This window comes from Agrobacterium tumefaciens, assembly GCF_005221385.1.
Taxonomy (GTDB): domain Bacteria; phylum Pseudomonadota; class Alphaproteobacteria; order Rhizobiales; family Rhizobiaceae; genus Agrobacterium; species Agrobacterium tomkonis.
The window spans coordinates 661,446-678,417 of the sequence record NZ_CP039904.1 but is presented as its reverse complement, the minus strand read 5'-3'; the positions used below and the strand labels follow the sequence as shown (position 1 = coordinate 678,417).

Annotated in this window: 19 protein-coding genes; 7 read left to right on the top strand and 12 right to left on the bottom strand. The window is 60.0% G+C overall.

Translation table 11 applies throughout. The features are described from left to right. Positions 1–65: 65 nt before the first annotated feature. From lysA to argH, 3 genes are all read right to left on the bottom strand, one after another. The gene (gene lysA / locus CFBP6623_RS18300) at positions 66–1,334 is read right to left on the bottom strand and encodes a diaminopimelate decarboxylase (protein ID WP_080842832.1); all 1,269 of its coding nucleotides are present in this window, start codon (positions 1,332–1,334) and stop codon (positions 66–68) included. Between the two features lie 13 nt (positions 1,335–1,347). Next, positions 1,348–1,551 carry an LPS translocon maturation chaperone LptM gene (gene lptM / locus CFBP6623_RS18295; RefSeq protein WP_003497438.1) on the bottom strand — a complete coding sequence of 68 codons (204 nt, stop codon included), beginning with the start codon at positions 1,549–1,551 and terminating at the stop codon, positions 1,348–1,350. 94 nt (positions 1,552–1,645) lie between these two features. After that, positions 1,646–3,046 (bottom strand): argininosuccinate lyase, encoded by a 1,401-nt coding sequence (gene argH / locus CFBP6623_RS18290; RefSeq protein WP_046799825.1) that lies wholly within the window; start codon positions 3,044–3,046, stop codon positions 1,646–1,648. A gap of 24 nt (positions 3,047–3,070) precedes the next feature. Here argH and tlpA point away from each other — a divergent pair, with 24 nt between their 5' ends. Beyond that, the gene (tlpA, locus tag CFBP6623_RS18285; RefSeq protein ID WP_046799824.1) at positions 3,071–3,739 is read left to right on the top strand and encodes a thiol:disulfide interchange protein TlpA; all 669 of its coding nucleotides are present in this window, start codon (positions 3,071–3,073) and stop codon (positions 3,737–3,739) included. A gap of 56 nt (positions 3,740–3,795) precedes the next feature. Here the strand turns inward: tlpA and CFBP6623_RS18280 are convergent, their stop codons facing one another. The 7 genes from CFBP6623_RS18280 to CFBP6623_RS18250 form a co-directional block, all read right to left on the bottom strand. Further along, entirely contained in the window at positions 3,796–4,677 is an 882-nt protein-coding gene (locus tag CFBP6623_RS18280; protein WP_046799823.1) for a 3-hydroxybutyryl-CoA dehydrogenase, read from the bottom strand. Positions 4,678–4,789: 112 nt separating this feature from the next. Then, positions 4,790–5,719 carry an electron transfer flavoprotein subunit alpha/FixB family protein gene (locus CFBP6623_RS18275; protein WP_046799822.1) on the bottom strand — a complete coding sequence of 310 codons (930 nt, stop codon included), beginning with the start codon at positions 5,717–5,719 and terminating at the stop codon, positions 4,790–4,792. 25 nt (positions 5,720–5,744) lie between these two features. Then, positions 5,745–6,491, bottom strand: a complete 747-nt coding sequence (locus CFBP6623_RS18270; RefSeq protein ID WP_035222604.1) for an electron transfer flavoprotein subunit beta/FixA family protein — start codon at positions 6,489–6,491, stop codon at positions 5,745–5,747. Between the two features lie 183 nt (positions 6,492–6,674). After that, positions 6,675–7,448 (bottom strand): rhomboid family intramembrane serine protease, encoded by a 774-nt coding sequence (locus CFBP6623_RS18265; protein ID WP_046799821.1) that lies wholly within the window; start codon positions 7,446–7,448, stop codon positions 6,675–6,677. A 35-nt stretch (positions 7,449–7,483) separates the two neighbouring features. Beyond that, positions 7,484–8,062, bottom strand: a complete 579-nt coding sequence (locus CFBP6623_RS18260; protein ID WP_046799820.1) for a cob(I)yrinic acid a,c-diamide adenosyltransferase — start codon at positions 8,060–8,062, stop codon at positions 7,484–7,486. Between the two features lies 1 nt (position 8,063). Next, a complete protein-coding gene (locus CFBP6623_RS18255; protein ID WP_046799819.1) occupies positions 8,064–8,261 on the bottom strand; it encodes a twin transmembrane helix small protein in 198 nt (65 codons plus the stop codon). A gap of 17 nt (positions 8,262–8,278) precedes the next feature. Next, positions 8,279–9,112, bottom strand: coding sequence for an SDR family oxidoreductase (locus CFBP6623_RS18250; protein ID WP_046799818.1), 834 nt, complete (start codon positions 9,110–9,112; stop codon positions 8,279–8,281). 180 nt (positions 9,113–9,292) lie between these two features. On the opposite strand from CFBP6623_RS18250, the gene CFBP6623_RS18245 reads away from it, so the two are divergent. Continuing rightward, the gene (locus tag CFBP6623_RS18245; protein WP_046800023.1) at positions 9,293–10,210 is read left to right on the top strand and encodes a YihY/virulence factor BrkB family protein; all 918 of its coding nucleotides are present in this window, start codon (positions 9,293–9,295) and stop codon (positions 10,208–10,210) included. Here the strand turns inward: CFBP6623_RS18245 and gluQRS are convergent. Next, entirely contained in the window at positions 10,178–11,077 is a 900-nt protein-coding gene (gene gluQRS / locus CFBP6623_RS18240; RefSeq protein ID WP_046799817.1) for a tRNA glutamyl-Q(34) synthetase GluQRS, read from the bottom strand. The genes CFBP6623_RS18245 and gluQRS overlap by 33 nt on opposite strands. Before the next feature lie 54 nt (positions 11,078–11,131). Here gluQRS and CFBP6623_RS18235 point away from each other — a divergent pair, with 54 nt between their 5' ends. Then, positions 11,132–11,779, top strand: a complete 648-nt coding sequence (locus CFBP6623_RS18235) for a DNA-3-methyladenine glycosylase family protein (RefSeq protein ID WP_080842830.1) — start codon at positions 11,132–11,134, stop codon at positions 11,777–11,779. Between the two features lie 13 nt (positions 11,780–11,792). Here the strand turns inward: CFBP6623_RS18235 and CFBP6623_RS18230 are convergent, their stop codons facing one another. Then, positions 11,793–13,211, bottom strand: a complete 1,419-nt coding sequence (locus CFBP6623_RS18230) for a helix-turn-helix domain-containing protein (RefSeq protein WP_046799815.1) — start codon at positions 13,209–13,211, stop codon at positions 11,793–11,795. 119 nt (positions 13,212–13,330) lie between these two features. Between CFBP6623_RS18230 and CFBP6623_RS18225 the strand changes: the two genes are divergently transcribed. The 4 genes from CFBP6623_RS18225 (at position 13,331) to CFBP6623_RS18210 (ending at position 16,958) form a co-directional block, all read left to right on the top strand. Continuing rightward, positions 13,331–14,863: an acyl-CoA carboxylase subunit beta gene (locus CFBP6623_RS18225; RefSeq protein ID WP_062653048.1), complete on the top strand. Its 1,533-nt coding sequence runs from the start codon at positions 13,331–13,333 to the stop codon at positions 14,861–14,863. A gap of 102 nt (positions 14,864–14,965) precedes the next feature. Continuing rightward, positions 14,966–15,862, top strand: a complete 897-nt coding sequence (gene yghU, locus CFBP6623_RS18220) for a glutathione-dependent disulfide-bond oxidoreductase (RefSeq protein WP_046799813.1) — start codon at positions 14,966–14,968, stop codon at positions 15,860–15,862. A gap of 122 nt (positions 15,863–15,984) precedes the next feature. Continuing rightward, positions 15,985–16,362, top strand: coding sequence for a hypothetical protein (locus CFBP6623_RS18215; protein WP_046799812.1), 378 nt, complete (start codon positions 15,985–15,987; stop codon positions 16,360–16,362). A 35-nt stretch (positions 16,363–16,397) separates the two neighbouring features. Further along, positions 16,398–16,958: an RNA 2'-phosphotransferase gene (locus CFBP6623_RS18210; protein ID WP_046799811.1), complete on the top strand. Its 561-nt coding sequence runs from the start codon at positions 16,398–16,400 to the stop codon at positions 16,956–16,958. Positions 16,959–16,972: the final 14 nt, after the last annotated feature.

Here is a 16,972-nt window from a genome sequence, read left to right as displayed (position 1 = left end):
AGCCCTCACCCCCATTTTTTAGGCAGCTTCGCTCAATTGTGATCGACCAGCCGTATGATAGACGGTCAGTCGAGCCAAGCCGGTACGGAATCGAGGGCGATCAGCTCTTCATAGGTGCCACGCGGACGGATGACGTGGAACTTGTCACCCTTCACCAGCACCTCCGGCACCAGCAGGCGCGAGTTATAGGTGCCGGCCTGCACCGCGCCATAGGCGCCAGCGGAACTGACGGCGATCAGGTCGCCCGGCTGCGGTGCGGCCATCTCCCGGTCCAGCGCCAGATAATCGCCGGTCTCGCAGACCGGGCCGACGATATCGGCCTTGATGCGCGGCGTGTCTTCGGCCGGCTGCACCACCGGGCGGATGCCGTGATAGGCCTCGTAAAGCGTGGGGCGGATGAGGTCGTTCATCGCGCCATCGACGATTACGAAGGTCTTGTCACCGCCGTCCTTTACATAGATGACTTCCGTCACCAGAATGCCGGCATTGCCGACGATCAGGCGTCCGGGTTCGGTGACGATCTTGCAGTTGAGGCTTTTCAGCTCGTTTTTGACGATATGCGCATAGGCATCCGGCAGTGGCGGCGGATTGTTATCCTCGCGATAGGGAATGCCAAGGCCACCGCCAATATCGACGTGGCTGATCACATGACCATCCTCGCGCAGCACTTCCACGAGTTCGCGCAGCAAGCGGAAGGCATCCTCGAAGGGCTGCAATTCGGTGATCTGGCTGCCGATATGCATGTCGATGCCGGTGACTTCGATGCCGGGCAAAGTGGCGGCATGGGCATAGACCGCCCGCGCCCGTTCATAGGAAATGCCGAACTTGTTTTCCTTCTTGCCGGTGGAAATCTTCGCGTGGGTGCGCGCATCCACATCCGGATTGATGCGGAAGGAGACATGCGCCCGCTTGCCCACCTTGACCGCGCGCAGGTTGAGGACTTCCAGTTCCGGCTCGGATTCGATGTTGAAACAGTAGATACCCGCTTCAAGCGCGTAATCCATTTCCGCCACCGTCTTGCCGACGCCGGAGAACATGATGCGGCTTGCCGGCACGCCAGCGCCAAGCGCGCGGCGCAATTCGCCGCCGGATACGACGTCGATGCCAGCGCCGAACTTTGCGAGCGTCTTCAGCACCGCCTGGTTGGAATTGGCCTTCATGGCGTAACAGACCATGGCGTCCACATCGGCAAACGCACCTGAGAACACCTTGTAGTGGCGCTCCAGCGTTGCAGTCGAATAGACATAGAAGGGTGTGCCGACCGCCTTGGCGATCTCGGGCACGGGCACGTTTTCGGCGTGCAGCACGCCGTCGATATAGCCAAAATGGTTCACGGCTTTTTACCCGTCAGAGAAGCTTGTCGAGGATGAACGGGCGTTCCGCCGTTGCCGGCTTCGTCTCCGTTCCGTCGGCATTGCGCTTGTTGCGCATTTCGACCGGCGTGCTCGGCGGATCGATGTCGCCCTTACGCCCGCAGGCGCTGAGAACAAGGCTGACAGCGAGTGTCATGCCGATGGGAACGATGAGTTTGCGCGCGGTTTTTGAAAGCATGAGCCTGTCCAAAGGAAATATGTGCCTCTCTGATAACGAAAAACAGGGCGCTTGTGCACCCTGTTTCTTGTGATCGCAGCGTAACGCGATTTTATCAGTTGCGTCCGCGCCACCAGGCGATCTGCTTCTTCACTTCCGAAGGGGCCGTGCCGCCGAAGCTCGTGCGGCTGGCGACCGAAGCCTCGACGGACAGAACGTCGAAAACACCCTTGGTAATACCGGGGTGGATGGCCTGAAGCTCTTCGAGCGAAAGGTCGGCCAGATCGCAGCCTTTCTTTTCGGCCAGCGCCACGGCATTGCCGGTCACATGGTGTGCATCGCGGAAAGGAAGGCCTGCCTCGCGCACCAGCCAGTCGGCAAGATCGGTGGCGGTGGAATAACCCGAGCCGGCGGCGGCGCGCATGCGGTCCTTGCGCACTTCGAGGTCGCGGATCATGCCGGTCATGGCGACAATTGCCAGTTCCAGGCTCTCGGCGGCATCGAAAACCTGTTCCTTGTCTTCCTGCATGTCCTTGGAATAGGCGAGCGGCAGGCCCTTCATGACTGTCAGAAGTGCGATCAGCGAGCCGTTGATGCGGCCGGTCTTGGCGCGCACCAGTTCGGCGGCGTCAGGGTTCTTCTTCTGCGGCATGATCGAGGAGCCGGTCGAGAAGGCGTCCGACAGGCGGATGAAGCCGAATTGCGGTGTCGACCAGATGACGATCTCCTCGGCGAGACGCGACAGATGCGTGGCGCAGATCGAGGCGATCGACAGGAATTCCAGCGCGAAATCGCGGTCGGAGACTGTGTCTATGGAATTGCGGGTAGGTTCGCGGAAACCGAGCGCCTTTGCCGTCATATGACGGTCGATGGGATAGCCGGTGCCGGCGAGTGCGGCCGCACCAATCGGGCTTTCATCCATATGCTCGATGGCGTGGCGCACGCGGGCGCGGTCACGGCCGAACATTTCCACATAGGCCATGCAATGGTGACCGAAAGTGACGGGCTGGGCCGTCTGCAGATGGGTGAAGCCCGGCATCACCGTATCGGCATTTTCTTCGGCGCGGTCGAGGAAGGCGGCGATAAGCGCGGTCAGCAGCGCTTCAGTCTTCTGCAATTCTTCCTTGACCCAGAGGCGGAAATCGAGCGCCACCTGGTCGTTGCGCGAACGGGCCGTGTGCAGGCGGCCGGCTGCCGTGCCGATGAGGGTCGCAAGACGCGCCTCGATGTTCATGTGAATATCTTCGAGCTTGCGCGAGAATTCAAAGGTGCCGGCTTCGATTTCTGACAGGATCGTGTTCAGGCCCTCGATGATCTTGTCTTTATCTTCCGGCGAAATAATGCCTTTAGATGCCAGCATGGTGGCGTGCGCCATAGAGCCGCGGATGTCCTGGGCATAAAGCTTCTTGTCGAAGCCGATGGAGGCATTTATCTCTTCCATGATGGCTGATGGCCCGGAAGCGAAACGTCCGCCCCACATCTGGTTGGAGGATTTCTGATCTGTGCCGTCAGCCATGTTCGCAGTGCCCTGGAGTATTCGATGACAGAAAAAAGGCCGTTCAGGCTTCCTTCCGCCAGATTGGTTGCAATTGCTGCCGTTGCCGGTGTCTTGTGCGGCGCGGGCGCGGTCTGGTTCAGGCATATTGGGTCTGAGAGCCCTGTTCAAGGGGCAGCGGTCGCTGACGCCGGTTTATGTGAGGGTGCCGCAAACCGCATTGCCTCGCTGAAACCGTTTCTGAAGGGGCAGGTGGCTGCCATGTCGGCCGCGGATAGACCACGTGTCGTCCCGTTGTCTTTCAAGGGGCCGGACGCGCAGGATATGACGCTTACCGATCTCAAGGGCAAGGCGGTTCTGCTCAACCTCTGGGCCACATGGTGTGTGCCATGCCGGGAGGAAATGCCGGCATTGAATGCGCTTGAGAAAGAAAAGGGCGGCAATGATTTCGAGGTGGTCACCGTCAATATCGACATCGGCGCGGACGAGAAGCCGAAAGCCTTCATGGACGAATACAAGATTGATGCGCTGAAGCTTTATCGCGACAGTTCCATGGGTGTCTTCAACACGCTAAAAAAGGAAGGCCTCGCCTTCGGCCTGCCGGCAACCATGCTGCTTGACGAAAACGGCTGCCTGCTCGCGGCGATGAATGGCCCGGCGGCGTGGGACAGTGAGGATGCCAAGGCGCTGGTATCGGCGGTGAAGGCTAGATAATTTTTCCGGTCGTGCGGGAGGGTTCGGTTCTTCCTCCCGCAGCTGATCCTTGCGCCTCAGCGTGTCGGAACCGGCGTCTCGCCGCGATAGTCGTAAAAACCACGGCCGGATTTGCGGCCGAGCCAGCCGGCCTCGACATATTTCACCAGCAGCGGGCAGGGGCGGTATTTGCTGTCGGCCAGGCCGTCATGCAGCACCTGCATGATCGACAAACAGGTGTCGAGACCGATGAAGTCGGCAAGCTGCAATGGTCCCATCGGGTGGTTGGCGCCGAGCTTCATGGCGGTGTCGATGGCTTCCACCGAACCGACGCCTTCATAAAGCGTATAGATCGCCTCGTTGATCATCGGCAGCAGGATGCGGTTGACGATGAAGGCCGGGAAATCCTCGGCAACTGTGATCGCCTTTTCCAGCGTCCGCACATAGTCCTTGGCCGCGTCGAAGGTCTTTTCGTTGGTGGCAATGCCGCGCACCAGTTCAACGAGCTTCATCACGGGCACCGGGTTCATGAAGTGAATGCCCATGAACTGTTCGGGACGGTCGGTTGCAGATGCGAGACGGGTGATCGAAAGCGATGAGGTATTCGTGGCGAGCAGCGCCTCCGGCTTCAGGGCAGGGCAGACCTGCGCATAAATCTTGCGCTTGATCTCCTCGTTCTCGGTCGCGGCCTCGATGACGATATCCATCGGTGCGAGGTCGTTAATATCGGTCGATCCGCTGATAAGGGCCAGCGCCTGCTTGCGGGCGTCGTCGGAAAGCTTGCCGTTGGTGACCTGGCGGGCGAGGTTGCCGTTGATCGTGGCAAGGCCGGCTTCGATGCCATCCTTGGAGAGATCGTAGATATGAACCTTGTAACCCGCCAAGGCGGAAACATGCGCGATGCCGCACCCCATCTGACCGGCTCCGATGACACCGATATTCTTAAAGGGGGCGGTCATATGCTGTTCTCCTGTGGCTGGTCTGCGTCATTGTCGGCGATGTTACGCATATCGCCGGAAAAGAGAAGGCGGCGCGTTCAAAAAACGCGCCGCCTTGGTTGGCTGGTTAAAATCAAAGCGCCTTTTCGAGTTCGGGCAGCGCCTCGAACAGATCGGCGACGAGGCCGTAATCGGCAATCTGGAAGATCGGCGCCTCTTCGTCCTTGTTAATGGCGACGATGACTTTCGAGTCCTTCATGCCGGCCAGATGCTGGATGGCGCCCGAAATGCCGGCGGCGATGTAAAGCTGCGGTGCAACCACCTTGCCGGTCTGGCCCACCTGCCAGTCGTTCGGTGCATAACCGGCATCGACTGCGGCGCGGCTTGCACCGACGGCGGCCCCCAGCTTGTCGGCAACGGGAAGAATGACTTCCTTGAATTTCTCCGAGGAGCCAAGCGCGCGGCCACCCGAGATGATGATCTTCGCGGATGTCAGTTCCGGACGGTCGGACGAAGCCAGAGCATCGGAAACGAAGCTGGAGAGGCCCGGGTTTTCGGCAGCGCCGATGGTTTCAACCGCTGCAGAACCGCCTTCAGCCGCCGCCGCAAAAGCGGTCGGGCGCACGGTGATGACCTTTTTGGCGTCAGTCGCCTGCACCGTCTGGATGGCGTTGCCGGCATAGATCGGCCGCTTGAAGGTATCAGGCGAAACCACTTCGATGATTTCCGAAACCTGCGCCACATCGAGAAGCGCCGCCACGCGCGGCAGCACGTTCTTGGCAGATGCGGTGGCAGGTGCGACGATGACGTCATAGGAAGGTGCAAGCGAGATGATCAGCGCCGCCAGCGGCTCGGCCAGCGCATTGGCATAGGAGGCGTCGTCGGCAAGGAGCACCTTGGAAACGCCGGATAGTTTCGTCGCTGCATCCGCAGCGCCCTTCGCGCCGGAGCCGGCGACCAGCACGTGGACGTCGCCGCCGATCTGCGTTGCCGCCGTCAGCGTCTTTGCCGTCAGGTCGGAAAGGGTTGCGTTGTCGTGTTCTGCCAGAAGAAGAATGGCCATAAGAATATCTCCCTTTTCCGAAACCTTAGAGGACGCCGTCGGCTTTGAGCTTTTCGACCAGCTCGGCCACCGAGCCGACCTTGATGCCGGCCTTGCGGCCTGCCGGCTCCTCGGTCTTCAGCACCTTGAGGCGCGGCGAAACGTCGACGCCGAAATCGGCCGGCGCCTTTTTGTCGAGCGGCTTCTTCTTGGCCTTCATGATGTTCGGCAGCGAAGCATAACGCGGCTCGTTCAGACGCAGATCGGTGGTGACAACGGCGGGAAGCTTCAGCTCCACCGTCTGCAGGCCGCCATCGACTTCACGCGTTACCGCGACCTTGCCGTCGGACGGCTCGACCTTCGAGGCGAAGGTGCCCTGGCCCCAGCCGAGAAGGGCTGCCAGCATCTGGCCGGTCTGGTTCGAATCGTCGTCGATCGCCTGCTTGCCGACGATAACGAGACCGGGCTGTTCAGCCTCTGCCACGCCCTTCAGAAGCTTGGCGACGGCAAGCGGCTCGACCGTTTCGTCGGTCTCGATCAGGATGGCGCGGTCTGCACCCATGGCAAGCGCGGTGCGCAGCGTTTCTTCCGCCTTGGCCGGGCCGATCGACACGACCACAACCTCTTCGGCCTTGCCGGCTTCCTTCAGACGAAGCGCCTCTTCCACCGAGATCTCGTCGAACGGGTTCATCGACATCTTCACATTGGCAAGCTCGACACCCGAACCATCCGATTTCACGCGGATTTTCACGTTGTAATCGACGACTCGTTTAACGGGGACAAGGATTTTCATCGGCGGCTTTCCTCAAACTCCTGTCCGCTTGGTGAATAGACCGCGCGGACCTCCAAAAACAGGTTGGCGACATGGATAAGCATTTTTCTCGCAAATACAACGGAGCAATGTTCATTATCACATGCACGCAAGGCATATCTTACGTTGACGTTAACGTAAATACTTTATCTCTTCCTCACGGGCTTATCCGCCCCCGTCATAGCCCCGTTCGATTTGCGACAACCCTGCCGTTTGCGACGGATTCTTGAACTGCGCCGCCCTCGGCGGAACAATGGTGCGGTCGAATAGCGGAACGCCCCGCCTGCGCATGAAAAGCACCATGACGGCACCTGCCAATATGCCGCCCACATGCGCGCCCCAGGAGACGTTTTGTTCCAGCCCGAGCGCCAGCATCAGGAACTGCTGGCCAATCCACAGCGCCAGCGGAATGAAGGCGGGCAGGGGAAGCGGAATACGCATGAAGACCAGCACCCAGACCCGCACCCTTGGATGCAGCAGGAAATAAGCGGCGACGACGCCGGAAACCGCGCCCGACGCGCCGATCAGCGGCCCTTCCGAGGTGGGGGCGACGAAGCCGTGCAGCAGCGCACCGGCGATGGCGCAGGCGAGATAAAAGATCAGGAATCGGAAATGGCCGAGCGCGTCCTCGACATTGTCACCGAATACCCAGAGGAACAGCATGTTGCCGGCCAGATGCCAGAAATCGAGGTGCAGGAACGCATAGGTGACAACGGTCAGGTCATCTGGCACGACCTGAAGGGCCGGCTCCAGATAGGCATAATCGAACACGACTGCTGGAATGAAGCCGAGGCCGAGGGCTGCGGCATTGGCCTGTGTGTCGCTGGCAAGCACGCCGGTAAACAGCCAGACCAGCACATTGACGACGATCAGGCCAATCGTGACATATTGCAGCCGGATGTGTTTCAGGGAATTCGCGTCGTGCAGCGGTATGAACATCGAATGCCCTTTGGTTACGCGATTGTCTTAGGTTTTTAGCGATTCTTGCCGGGAACCCATAATATATCGGCCTTGCCCGTGTCGTTGGCGAAACGCGCGGCGACGAACAGGAAGTCGGACAGGCGGTTGGCATATTTGATGGCCGCCGGGCTGACGATCTCGTTCTCGGTGACTGAAAGCGCCACCATCAGCCTTTCCGCCCGGCGGCAGATCGTGCGCGCCAGATGTAGATTGGCCGCAGCCGCGTTACCGCCCGGTAGCACGAAGGATGTCAGCGGTTCGAGCGTCGCGTTGAGTTCGTCGATTTCATTTTCGAGCCGGGTAACCTGGCTTTCGACGATGCGCAGCGGCTCGTAGGACAGCGGCTCGCCGCTGTCAGGCGTGGCGAGATCGGCGCCGAGATCGAAGAGGTCGTTCTGGATGCGGAACAGCATGGCATCAAGCTTTTCCAGCCCGTTCGTGTGCTGTCGCGCGATGCCTATGGCCGAATTGGTCTCGTCCACCGTGCCATAGGCCTCGACGCGCAGATCGTGCTTCAGGCGGCGCGGGCCGGAAACCAGCGCCGTCGTGCCCTTGTCACCAGTGCGGGTGTAGATCTTGTTCAGTTTCACCATGTCAGCGGCCGCCGCCGGTGAGCCAGAGCGTCAGCATGATCAGCACGATGGCGATGGCCTGCAACAGCAGACGAAGCTGCATCAGCTTGTTGGACCGGTTGGCGTCCTGTCCCTTCAGCATGTTGAAAAGGCCACGTATAAGCACGATGACGACAAGGCCCATGACGATAAGGGCCAGAACACTGGTGAAGCCGGACATTTAGGGGTTACTCCTCCTCAATCGAATCTGCGCAGCAGACGATAGAACAGTCCGGCAGGCAAGAGCCGTTTCAGCAACAGCCCCTGTTTGGCTGGAACGGTGACGGGATAATGCGGTTTCGGCTTCGCGGCGGTCAGGGCGTGTTTCAGCACGGCAAAAACGGCCTCGGGGCCAAGCTTGTGGCGGTTGACGGGGCCTGAACCATCCATGCGCGCCAGCTGGCGTTTATATTCCACCGCATGGGCCGAATTTTCCAGATCGATCTTGTCCCTGACATGGGCAAGCGCCGTCGCGGTGAATTTCGAGGTGATCGGACCAGGCTCAATCAAGCTCACATGGATGCCGCTGCCCTGAAGCTCCATGCGCAGCGTCACGCCCAGCCCCTCGATCGCGAATTTCGAAGCGGTATAAGCGCCGCGATACCGATAGGGGACGAGGCCGAGAATGGAGGAGCAATGCACGATGCGGCCGGCGCCTCGGCTGCGCATGAAGGGAATGACCCGCCGTGTCAGATCGTGCCAGCCGAAGACATTGGTTTCGAACTGCGCTCGCAGCGCCTCCACCGGCAGATCTTCCACCGCACCCGGCTGGCCATAGGCGCCGTTATTGAACAGCGCGTCGATGCGGCCGCCGGTCCGGGCTGAAACGGTGTCTACCAGAGCAGCGATGGTTTCCGGCTTTGTGTAGTCCATGATCAGGGTTTCGATGCCCTGGTTTTCGAGGGCGGCCATATCGACGATGCGCCGCACCGTGGCGAAGACCCGCCAGCCGTCCCGGTGAAGCGCGCCGGCGCAATAAGCGCCGATGCCCGAGGAACATCCGGTGATGATGATGACGGGTTTTTCAGACATCTGCCGCTCCGGAAAGCCGAATGGTGTTCTGGCCTGATAGTCCGGCCCGTGAAAATTGAATTGCGCAAAATTCGTGCCCCGGCGGGAACCGAAAGACGGGTTGGCGCGCTGTACAAAGCGAAGCTGATTTCCCATATTCGCGACGAAGTTACAAATGAAATGCCGATGAATGGAGGTGACATGGTTGCCGCAGTGCGCCTGGCAGGCAAGGTTGCCTTTGATGCCTATTCCCATTTCGCCGAGGATGACGGCTGGGCGATGGCAAGCCATATGGCGCTGTCCATTCTTCTGGCGCTGTTTCCATTCCTGATCTTCGGCACGGCTCTGGCCGGTTTTCTGGGTGCCGACCAGTTTTCCGAAACGGCGGTGCATCTGATTTTCGACACCTGGCCGGAAGCGATTGCCGGGCCGCTTGCGGCGCAGGTGCAGCAGGTGCTCACCATTCCGCGCGGCGGGCTGCTGACGATTTCGGTGCTGGCCGCCGCCTATTTTGCGTCCAACGGCGTCGAGGCGTTGAGAATTTCGCTCAACCGCGCCTATCGCGTCACCGAGACGCGCTGGTGGTACATTACCCGCCTGCTCAGCCTGCTTTACGTGCTCATCGCGGTGGTGGTCTTTACCGGCATCAGCATCGTGCTCGTGGCCGTGCCGGTCGCCACCTCCTTTGCCGAAGAGCGGTTTCCGTGGCTGACGGATGTACTGAACACCATTTCCAACCTCGGCCTTTACGGCACCATCGTCGTGCTGACCGCGGGGCTGGTTGCGGCGCATCTGTGGCTTCCGGCCGGCAAGCGGCGCATCTGGGACGTCTGGCCCGGCATTCTGCTGACGATGATCTTCTGGGTCATCGGCGCGGCGATCTTTGCCTATTACCTCTCCACTTTCGCCAATTATGCCGCGACCTATGCCGGTCTCGCCTCTGTCATGGTGGTTCTGGTGTTTCTTTATATGGTCGGCGTCATCTTCATGCTCGGTGCGGAGATGAATGCGGCCCTGATGAAATACAAGGTGCGGCAGATCATCCGCCGCAATATTGGCGGCAACGGCGCTCGCCGTGAGCGGGCGCTAGAGGAGGCCGACAAGCCGGCGGATATCTGAGGGTGTCTCCCCTTCTGCACGAAGAGCGGCAAGCCCGGTGCTGCCTTCGCTTTTCGAAAGCTTGCGCCCGTCCGCGCCCAAGATTAGCCGGTGATGGTGATAGGCGGGTTGCGGCAGGTCCAGCAAATGCTGCAAAAGCCGGTGAATGGCGGTTGCGTGGAACAGGTCCATGCCGCGCACCACATGGGTGATGCCCTGCAGCGCATCATCAACCACAACGGACAGATGATAGCTCGAAGGCGCGTCGGAACGAGACAGCACCACATCACCCCACAGTGCGGGTCGGGCCTCGATCTCCCCCCTCTCGCAATCGCCGCTCTCCTGCCAGAACAGGGGGCTGCCGGCGGCGCGGATCGCCTTTTCCATATCGAGCCGCCAGGCATGCTGCCGACCGGAGGCGAGGAGTTTTGTCCGTTCCGCCTCGGGCATTTCGCGGTCCACCGATGGGTAGAGCGGCGCGCCATCCGGATCGCGCGGCCAGAGCCCGCCATCGGCCTCGAAGGCTTTGACGATCGCTTTGGTTTCTCCACGGCTCAGAAAGGCAGGATAGGCAAGGCCCGCGTCGATCAGCCTGTCCAGCGCCACCCGATACGCATCGAAATGGTCCGATTGACGTCGGACAGGATTTTCCCAGGCGAGCCCCAGCCAGCCGAGATCATCATAGATCGCCTGCTCCAGCTCCGGCGTGCAGCGCGTCTGGTCGATATCCTCGATACGCAGGAGGAAGCGGCCGCCATTGTCCTGCGCCATATCATGGTTCAGGAAGGCGGAAAGCGCATGGCCGAGATGCAGCGGGCCGTTGGGACTTGGCGCAAATCGGTAAACCGGTTTTTGACGGAGAGGCGAAGGCATGGTTTCTTCTGCCATGTTTTAAAGCACCCCGCCAGCCGGCTGCGGGCGGGGCGGATACGGAATGCGAAGATGAAAATCATTACCAGAATAGATGATATCAACGAAGGGCTGGAGCATCTGGCCCGCCTCGATCCTGCGCTCAGCCTCGTCATCGAAAAAGCCGGCCCGCTGGAACTGCGCATCCATGAACCCGGTTTTGCCGGCCTTGCCCATATCATCGTCTCGCAGATGGTGTCGCGCGCCAGCGCCAATGCCATCTGGGCGCGAATTCTTGCCGGCACCGACGGTGTGGTCACGGCGGAAAATTATCTGGCCGCACCGGAGGAGCTACGCGCCACATTCGGCCTTTCCCGTGCCAAGGCAATGACGCTGGAAGGGCTGGCGCTTGCCGTCACGGAAGGGCAGATCGATCTGGACGGCGTGGTGCGCAAGGAGGCGGGAACTGCCCTCTCCGAACTGGTCGCGCTTCGTGGCATCGGCCCGTGGACGGCGGAAGTCTATCTGATGTTCTGCGGCGGGCATCCGGATATCTTTCCGGTGGGGGATGTGGCGCTGAGATCGGCGGTGGCGCATGCGCTTGATCTGGAAGTGAGGCCGGAAGCGAAATGGCTGGCGGAACGGGCGACACTCTGGTCGCCGTGGCGCTCCGTCGCCGCCCGGCTTTTCTGGGGTTATTATGCCAACATCATGCGCCGCGCCATGGTGCCGCTGCCCTGAGCGGCTCTGAAGGCTAAAAATCTGCGATGCTATAGGGCAATGCTCCACGCGAAAGATGATCGAATTGCAGTTTGCGTTTCAGCGGCGGTACGGCGCGCTGCACACAATCCACCCTTTCACAGACCCGGCAGGAAATGCCGATTGGTTTGAAGGAGGCTGAATTGCCGAGATCGAGCGTATCGGCATAAACGAAATTCTGCGCATGGGAAATTTCGCAGCCAAGCGCGATAGCGTAACGCGGCCTCTCGGTATTAAAACCGGCGCCGGCCTTTTCGATCTGGGTGGCGATGGAAAGATAGCGCACGCCATCAGGTGTTTCTGCCAGCTGCCGCACGATCCTGTCGGAGCTTTCGAAAGCCTGATGGATGTTCCACAGCGGACAGGCCGCGCCGAAACGGGCAAATTGCAGCCGTGTGGCGCTGTGGCGTTTGGTGATGTTGCCGGCGCGGTCGATCTTGGCAAAAAAGATCGGCACGCCTTTCATGCCCGGCCGCTGCAAGGTGCTCAGCCGGTGGGCCACCTGCTCAAGGCTCGCGCCGAAACGAACGGCCAGAAGCTCGAGATCGTGGCGCAGCTCCTGCGCCGCCCGGTGAAATTGCCCATAGGGCAGGATGAGGGCTGCGGCGAAATAATTGTGCAGCCCGATACGACAGATTTCTGCGGCTTCCGCATTGCGGAAACCGGCGCCGGCCAGCACCCTGTCCACCGTTGGGCCGGCGTGAAGCTGGGCGATCTGTAGTGCAAGCTGAAAGCAGCGGGTCGGCGCGGCCATATAGGAGCTGAGGGCGAGGGTTTTGCTGGCAGGATCGAAATGCCGGATCAGGCCGCCCGCCGCCTCGGTTCTCGTGATCTGGATGCCGTAACAGTTGCGCAGATGCGCTGCCAGAATGCCATAGGTCTCGCCGCCTTCTATCTCCAGTTCCTGCGCCAGTTCCTCGGCCAGAAGGTCGATCTCGGCGACGTAATTGTCGACAAAGTGGAAGAAGTCACGCACCTCCTCATAGGGGGTTCTTTCCACCTGCGCGGTGCCGCGGCCGAGCCGGTCGTCGAGCTGCACCAGCTGTTCGCTGTTCTGTCGGTAAGCCTGATGGGCGCGCAGCAGGGCATGGGCAAAACCCGGCGCGTTCTGGGCAATCAGCTTCAATTCCTGTAGCCCCGGCTCGTAATTCAGGAATAGCGGGTCTTTCAGCGCCTCGCGCACGGCGGAAACCAGCCGGTCGTTTTCGCCGGTCGCCAGTTCCGCCATGTCCAGCTGGAATTTTTCCACCAGCGTCACCAGAACGCTGGCGGAAACCGGGCGTTGATTGTTCTCGATCTGGTTCAGGTAACTTGCGGAGATACCCAGCCGTTCGGCAAATTGCGCCTGCGTGGCGCGGGCGTTTTCGCGAAGGCCGCGAACCTTGCGGCCGATGAAGAGTTTTTCCGTCGCCATGTTGCAACTTTGCAAAATTTAATATTGCAAATATTTATGGCACGCATACGCACACGATCAAGGCTTCTGGACGACTATTTTCTGGGCTATGGATCGTAATGACAACGCATGGAGGAAACATGCCCGGCATTCTGGAGCAGTTGGAAACGCGGCGCGCCGAGGCGCGGCTCGGCGGTGGCGTCAAGCGCATCGAGGCGCAGCATGGCAAGGGCAAGCTGACGGCGCGCGAACGCATCGACGTGCTCCTGGATGACGGTTCCTTCGAAGAATACGATATGTATGTCACCCACCGGGCGGTGGATTTCGGCATGGCGGAGCAGAAGGTGGCGGGCGACGGCGTCGTTACCGGCTGGGGCACCATCAATGGCCGGCAGGTCTACGTGTTCTCCCAGGATTTCACCGTGCTTGGCGGTTCGCTCTCGGAAACCCACGCCCAGAAAATCTGCAAGATCATGGATATGGCGGTGCGCAACGGCGCGCCGGTAATTGGGCTCAACGACAGCGGCGGGGCGCGCATTCAGGAGGGTGTCGCCTCGCTTGGCGGTTATGCCGATGTGTTCAAGCGCAATGTCGTCGCCTCCGGCGTCGTGCCGCAAATCTCCGTTATCATGGGGCCCTGTGCGGGCGGTGCCGTCTATTCGCCTGCCATGACCGATTTCATCTTCATGGTGCGCGACACCTCTTACATGTTCGTGACCGGGCCGGATGTGGTGAAGACCGTCACCAACGAGATCGTTACGGCCGAAGAGCTCGGCGGGGCTTCCACCCACACCAAAAAATCCTCCGTCGCCGACGGCGCTTATGAAAACGACATCGAAACGCTGGAGCATGTGCGGCTGCTGTTCGATTTCCTGCCGCTCAACAACCGCGAAAAACCGCCGGTCCGGCCTTTCCATGATGATCCCGCACGGCTGGAAGCGCGTCTGGATACGCTGATCCCCGACAGTTCCAACAAGCCCTATGACATGAAGGAACTGATCCACGCGCTTGCCGACGAGGGTGATTTCTTCGAGTTGCAGGAAGCCTTTGCCCGCAACATCATCACCGGCTTCATCCGTCTCGAAGGCCAGACGGTGGGGGTTGTCGCTAACCAGCCGATGGTGCTGGCCGGCTGCCTCGATATAGACAGTTCGCGCAAGGCGGCGCGTTTCGTGCGCTTCTGTGATGCCTTCAACATTCCTTTGTTGACGCTGGTGGATGTGCCGGGCTTCCTGCCCGGAACGGCGCAGGAATATGGCGGCGTCATCAAACACGGTGCGAAACTTCTCTTCGCCTATTCGGAAGCGACGGTGCCGATGGTAACGCTGATTACCCGCAAGGCCTATGGCGGCGCTTATGACGTGATGGCCTCGAAACACATCGGCGCAGATGTGAACTATGCCTGGCCGACGGCGGAAATCGCCGTGATGGGCGCGAAGGGTGCTGCGGAAATTCTCTATCGTTCCGAGCTTTCCGATCCGGAAAAGATCGCCGCGCGTACGAAGGAATATGAGGAGCGTTTTGCCAACCCCTTCGTGGCGGCGGAACGCGGTTTCATCGATGAGGTGATCATGCCGCATTCGTCACGCCGCCGCATCGCCCGTGCGTTTGCCTCGCTGCGCAACAAGAACGTCGAAACCCGCTGGAAGAAACACGATACCATTCCGCTCTGATCCGCCGCGGGGCTGGAAAAATGCTTCGGCCACCTTACTATAATGATGTTCAGGCGCCCGGACCTTCGGATGCCCTCCCGAAACGCACAAGGACAGAGTTTTATGGCCGAAAATTCCTCTGCAGATAATTTCCCCGCCGGATATGAAGTGCCCAAGGTCTGGACCTGGGACAAGGGCAATGGTGGCCAGTTCGCCAATATCAATCGCCCGATTGCCGGTCCCACCCATGAAAAGGAACTGCCGGTCGGCAAGCACCCGCTGCAGCTTTATTCGCTGGCGACGCCGAATGGCCAGAAGGTTTCCATCATGCTGGAAGAATTGCTGGCCGCCGGCCACAAGGGCGCAGACTATGATGCCTGGCTGATCAAGATCGGCGAAGGTGACCAGTTCGGCTCCGGTTTTGTCGGCGTCAATCCGAATTCCAAGATCCCGGCGCTGATGGATCATTCGACGCCTGAGCCGACGCGCGTTTTCGAAAGCGGTTCGATCCTCGTTTATCTCGCGGAGAAATTCGGCGCCTTCCTGCCGAAAGAGGGCAATGCCCGCACGCAGGCGCTGAACTGGCTGTTCTGGCAGATGGGCTCCGCGCCCTTCCTCGGCGGCGGTTTCGGGCATTTTTATGCCTATGCGCCGGTGAAGATCAAATACGCGATCGACCGTTACGCCATGGAAGTCAAACGCCAGCTGGACGTGCTGGACCGGCACCTCGCCGAAAACCGTTATCTGGCGGGCGACGAATACACGATTGCCGACATGGCCGTCTGGCCGTGGTATGGCAAGATCGCGCTCGGGCAGGCCTATGGCGATGCCGGTGCTTTCCTTGAAGCCGATGGCTATAAGAACGTCATGCGCTGGACGCTTGAAATCGGTGAACGCCCGGCGGTAAAACGCGGCGTGATCGTCAACAAGACCTCGGGCGATCCGTCCGAACAATTGCACGAACGCCACGATGCCTCCGACTTCGATACGAAGACGCAGGATAAGATCGGCAAGGCATAACGAGAGACTGGAGCGCTTCTGGTTTGTTGGACCGTGGAAGCGCTCTCATTATTTGAATTTGCGCATTGTCAGGACATAAAGCGAACCCGCTTTTACTGAAAATGCTTCTGGAAGGAAAAGACATGGCGAACCTGCCCGAAATGACCAAACACAAGGGGTTTCCCTCCGGCATGCCAAGCACGGGCGTCCAGTTCACCATCCGTCGCGCCAATCCAAAAGGGGTGACGCCCATCAAGATGATACCCCGCAGGGCGCGCGACGACTCCAAGGAACACCGCATCGACGCCGCCTTCCTGCACTCGCTCTGGCACCATTTCGGTCCGGAACCGTTCGAGCGGGGTAATCTCGACGCTGCCCGCCTCAACCTGCTGTTCGGCCGCGAAGTTCTTCCGGCGGAAAAGAATTTCGATCCGCTGTCCTATCAGGCGATGCTTGTCATCGACGAGCGTGTCGCCCGGCAGAATTTCCCGGAATCGTTTGAGAATTTCTTCGAGATTTGAGGGTGCTGTCATCCGCCAACGGGGAATGAAATTCGATGTCGACAGCGACCAGCAAGTTCCTGAGTTATGTTCTGCGCCATGCGCCTGAAAGTATTGGCCTCGCCCTGGATCATCAGGGTTGGGCGGATGTCGCAGATCTCTTGGCAAAAGCGAATGCGAGTGGCACGCCGCTCGATGAGGCAGGCTTGCTTGCGGTCGTCGCAGAAAGCGACAAGAAGCGCTTTACGCTATCGGAAGACGGTCGCCGCATCCGGGCGGCGCAGGGGCATTCCGTGAAGGTCGATCTTGGCCAGCCGCCGGTCGAGCCGCCGACGCAATTGTTTCACGGTACGGCGACGCGTTTTCTCGATTCCATCCTGCAGCAAGGCCTGCGCCCTGGGGAAAGACAACAGGTTCATCTTTCCGCTGACCGGACGACCGCGCTGACCGTCGGACAACGGCATGGAAAGCCTGTGGTCCTGGTTGTCGATGCCGCTCAGATGTTTGCGGATGGTTGCCGTTTCTACCTGGTCGATAATGGCGTTTGGCTGACGGATGCCGTGCCTTTTTCCTATCTGACCGTGTCTGCGGATTCCTCAGCGGAAAGCGACAGGTGACGGGGTGAAATTTG

Bases quoted from the DNA above. Each gene is read 5' to 3' on its own strand.
- lptM (WP_003497438.1), bottom strand. From the start codon at position 1,551: ATGCTTTCAAAAACCGCGCGCAAACTCATCGTTCCCATCGGCATGACA.
- argH (WP_046799825.1), bottom strand. From the start codon at position 3,046: ATGGCTGACGGCACAGATCAGAAATCCTCCAACCAGATGTGGGGCGGA.
- tlpA (WP_046799824.1), top strand. From the start codon at position 3,071: ATGACAGAAAAAAGGCCGTTCAGGCTTCCTTCCGCCAGATTGGTTGCA.
- CFBP6623_RS18280 (WP_046799823.1), bottom strand. From the start codon at position 4,677: ATGACCGCCCCCTTTAAGAATATCGGTGTCATCGGAGCCGGTCAGATG.
- CFBP6623_RS18275 (WP_046799822.1), bottom strand. From the start codon at position 5,719: ATGGCCATTCTTCTTCTGGCAGAACACGACAACGCAACCCTTTCCGAC.
- CFBP6623_RS18270 (WP_035222604.1), bottom strand. From the start codon at position 6,491: ATGAAAATCCTTGTCCCCGTTAAACGAGTCGTCGATTACAACGTGAAA.
- CFBP6623_RS18265 (WP_046799821.1), bottom strand. From the start codon at position 7,448: ATGTTCATACCGCTGCACGACGCGAATTCCCTGAAACACATCCGGCTG.
- CFBP6623_RS18260 (WP_046799820.1), bottom strand. From the start codon at position 8,062: ATGGTGAAACTGAACAAGATCTACACCCGCACTGGTGACAAGGGCACG.
- CFBP6623_RS18255 (WP_046799819.1), bottom strand. From the start codon at position 8,261: ATGTCCGGCTTCACCAGTGTTCTGGCCCTTATCGTCATGGGCCTTGTC.
- CFBP6623_RS18250 (WP_046799818.1), bottom strand. From the start codon at position 9,112: ATGTCTGAAAAACCCGTCATCATCATCACCGGATGTTCCTCGGGCATC.
- CFBP6623_RS18245 (WP_046800023.1), top strand. From the start codon at position 9,293: ATGGTTGCCGCAGTGCGCCTGGCAGGCAAGGTTGCCTTTGATGCCTAT.
- gluQRS (WP_046799817.1), bottom strand. From the start codon at position 11,077: ATGGCAGAAGAAACCATGCCTTCGCCTCTCCGTCAAAAACCGGTTTAC.
- CFBP6623_RS18235 (WP_080842830.1), top strand. From the start codon at position 11,132: ATGAAAATCATTACCAGAATAGATGATATCAACGAAGGGCTGGAGCAT.
- CFBP6623_RS18230 (WP_046799815.1), bottom strand. From the start codon at position 13,211: ATGGCGACGGAAAAACTCTTCATCGGCCGCAAGGTTCGCGGCCTTCGC.
- CFBP6623_RS18225 (WP_062653048.1), top strand. From the start codon at position 13,331: ATGCCCGGCATTCTGGAGCAGTTGGAAACGCGGCGCGCCGAGGCGCGG.
- yghU (WP_046799813.1), top strand. From the start codon at position 14,966: ATGGCCGAAAATTCCTCTGCAGATAATTTCCCCGCCGGATATGAAGTG.
- CFBP6623_RS18215 (WP_046799812.1), top strand. From the start codon at position 15,985: ATGGCGAACCTGCCCGAAATGACCAAACACAAGGGGTTTCCCTCCGGC.
- CFBP6623_RS18210 (WP_046799811.1), top strand. From the start codon at position 16,398: ATGTCGACAGCGACCAGCAAGTTCCTGAGTTATGTTCTGCGCCATGCG.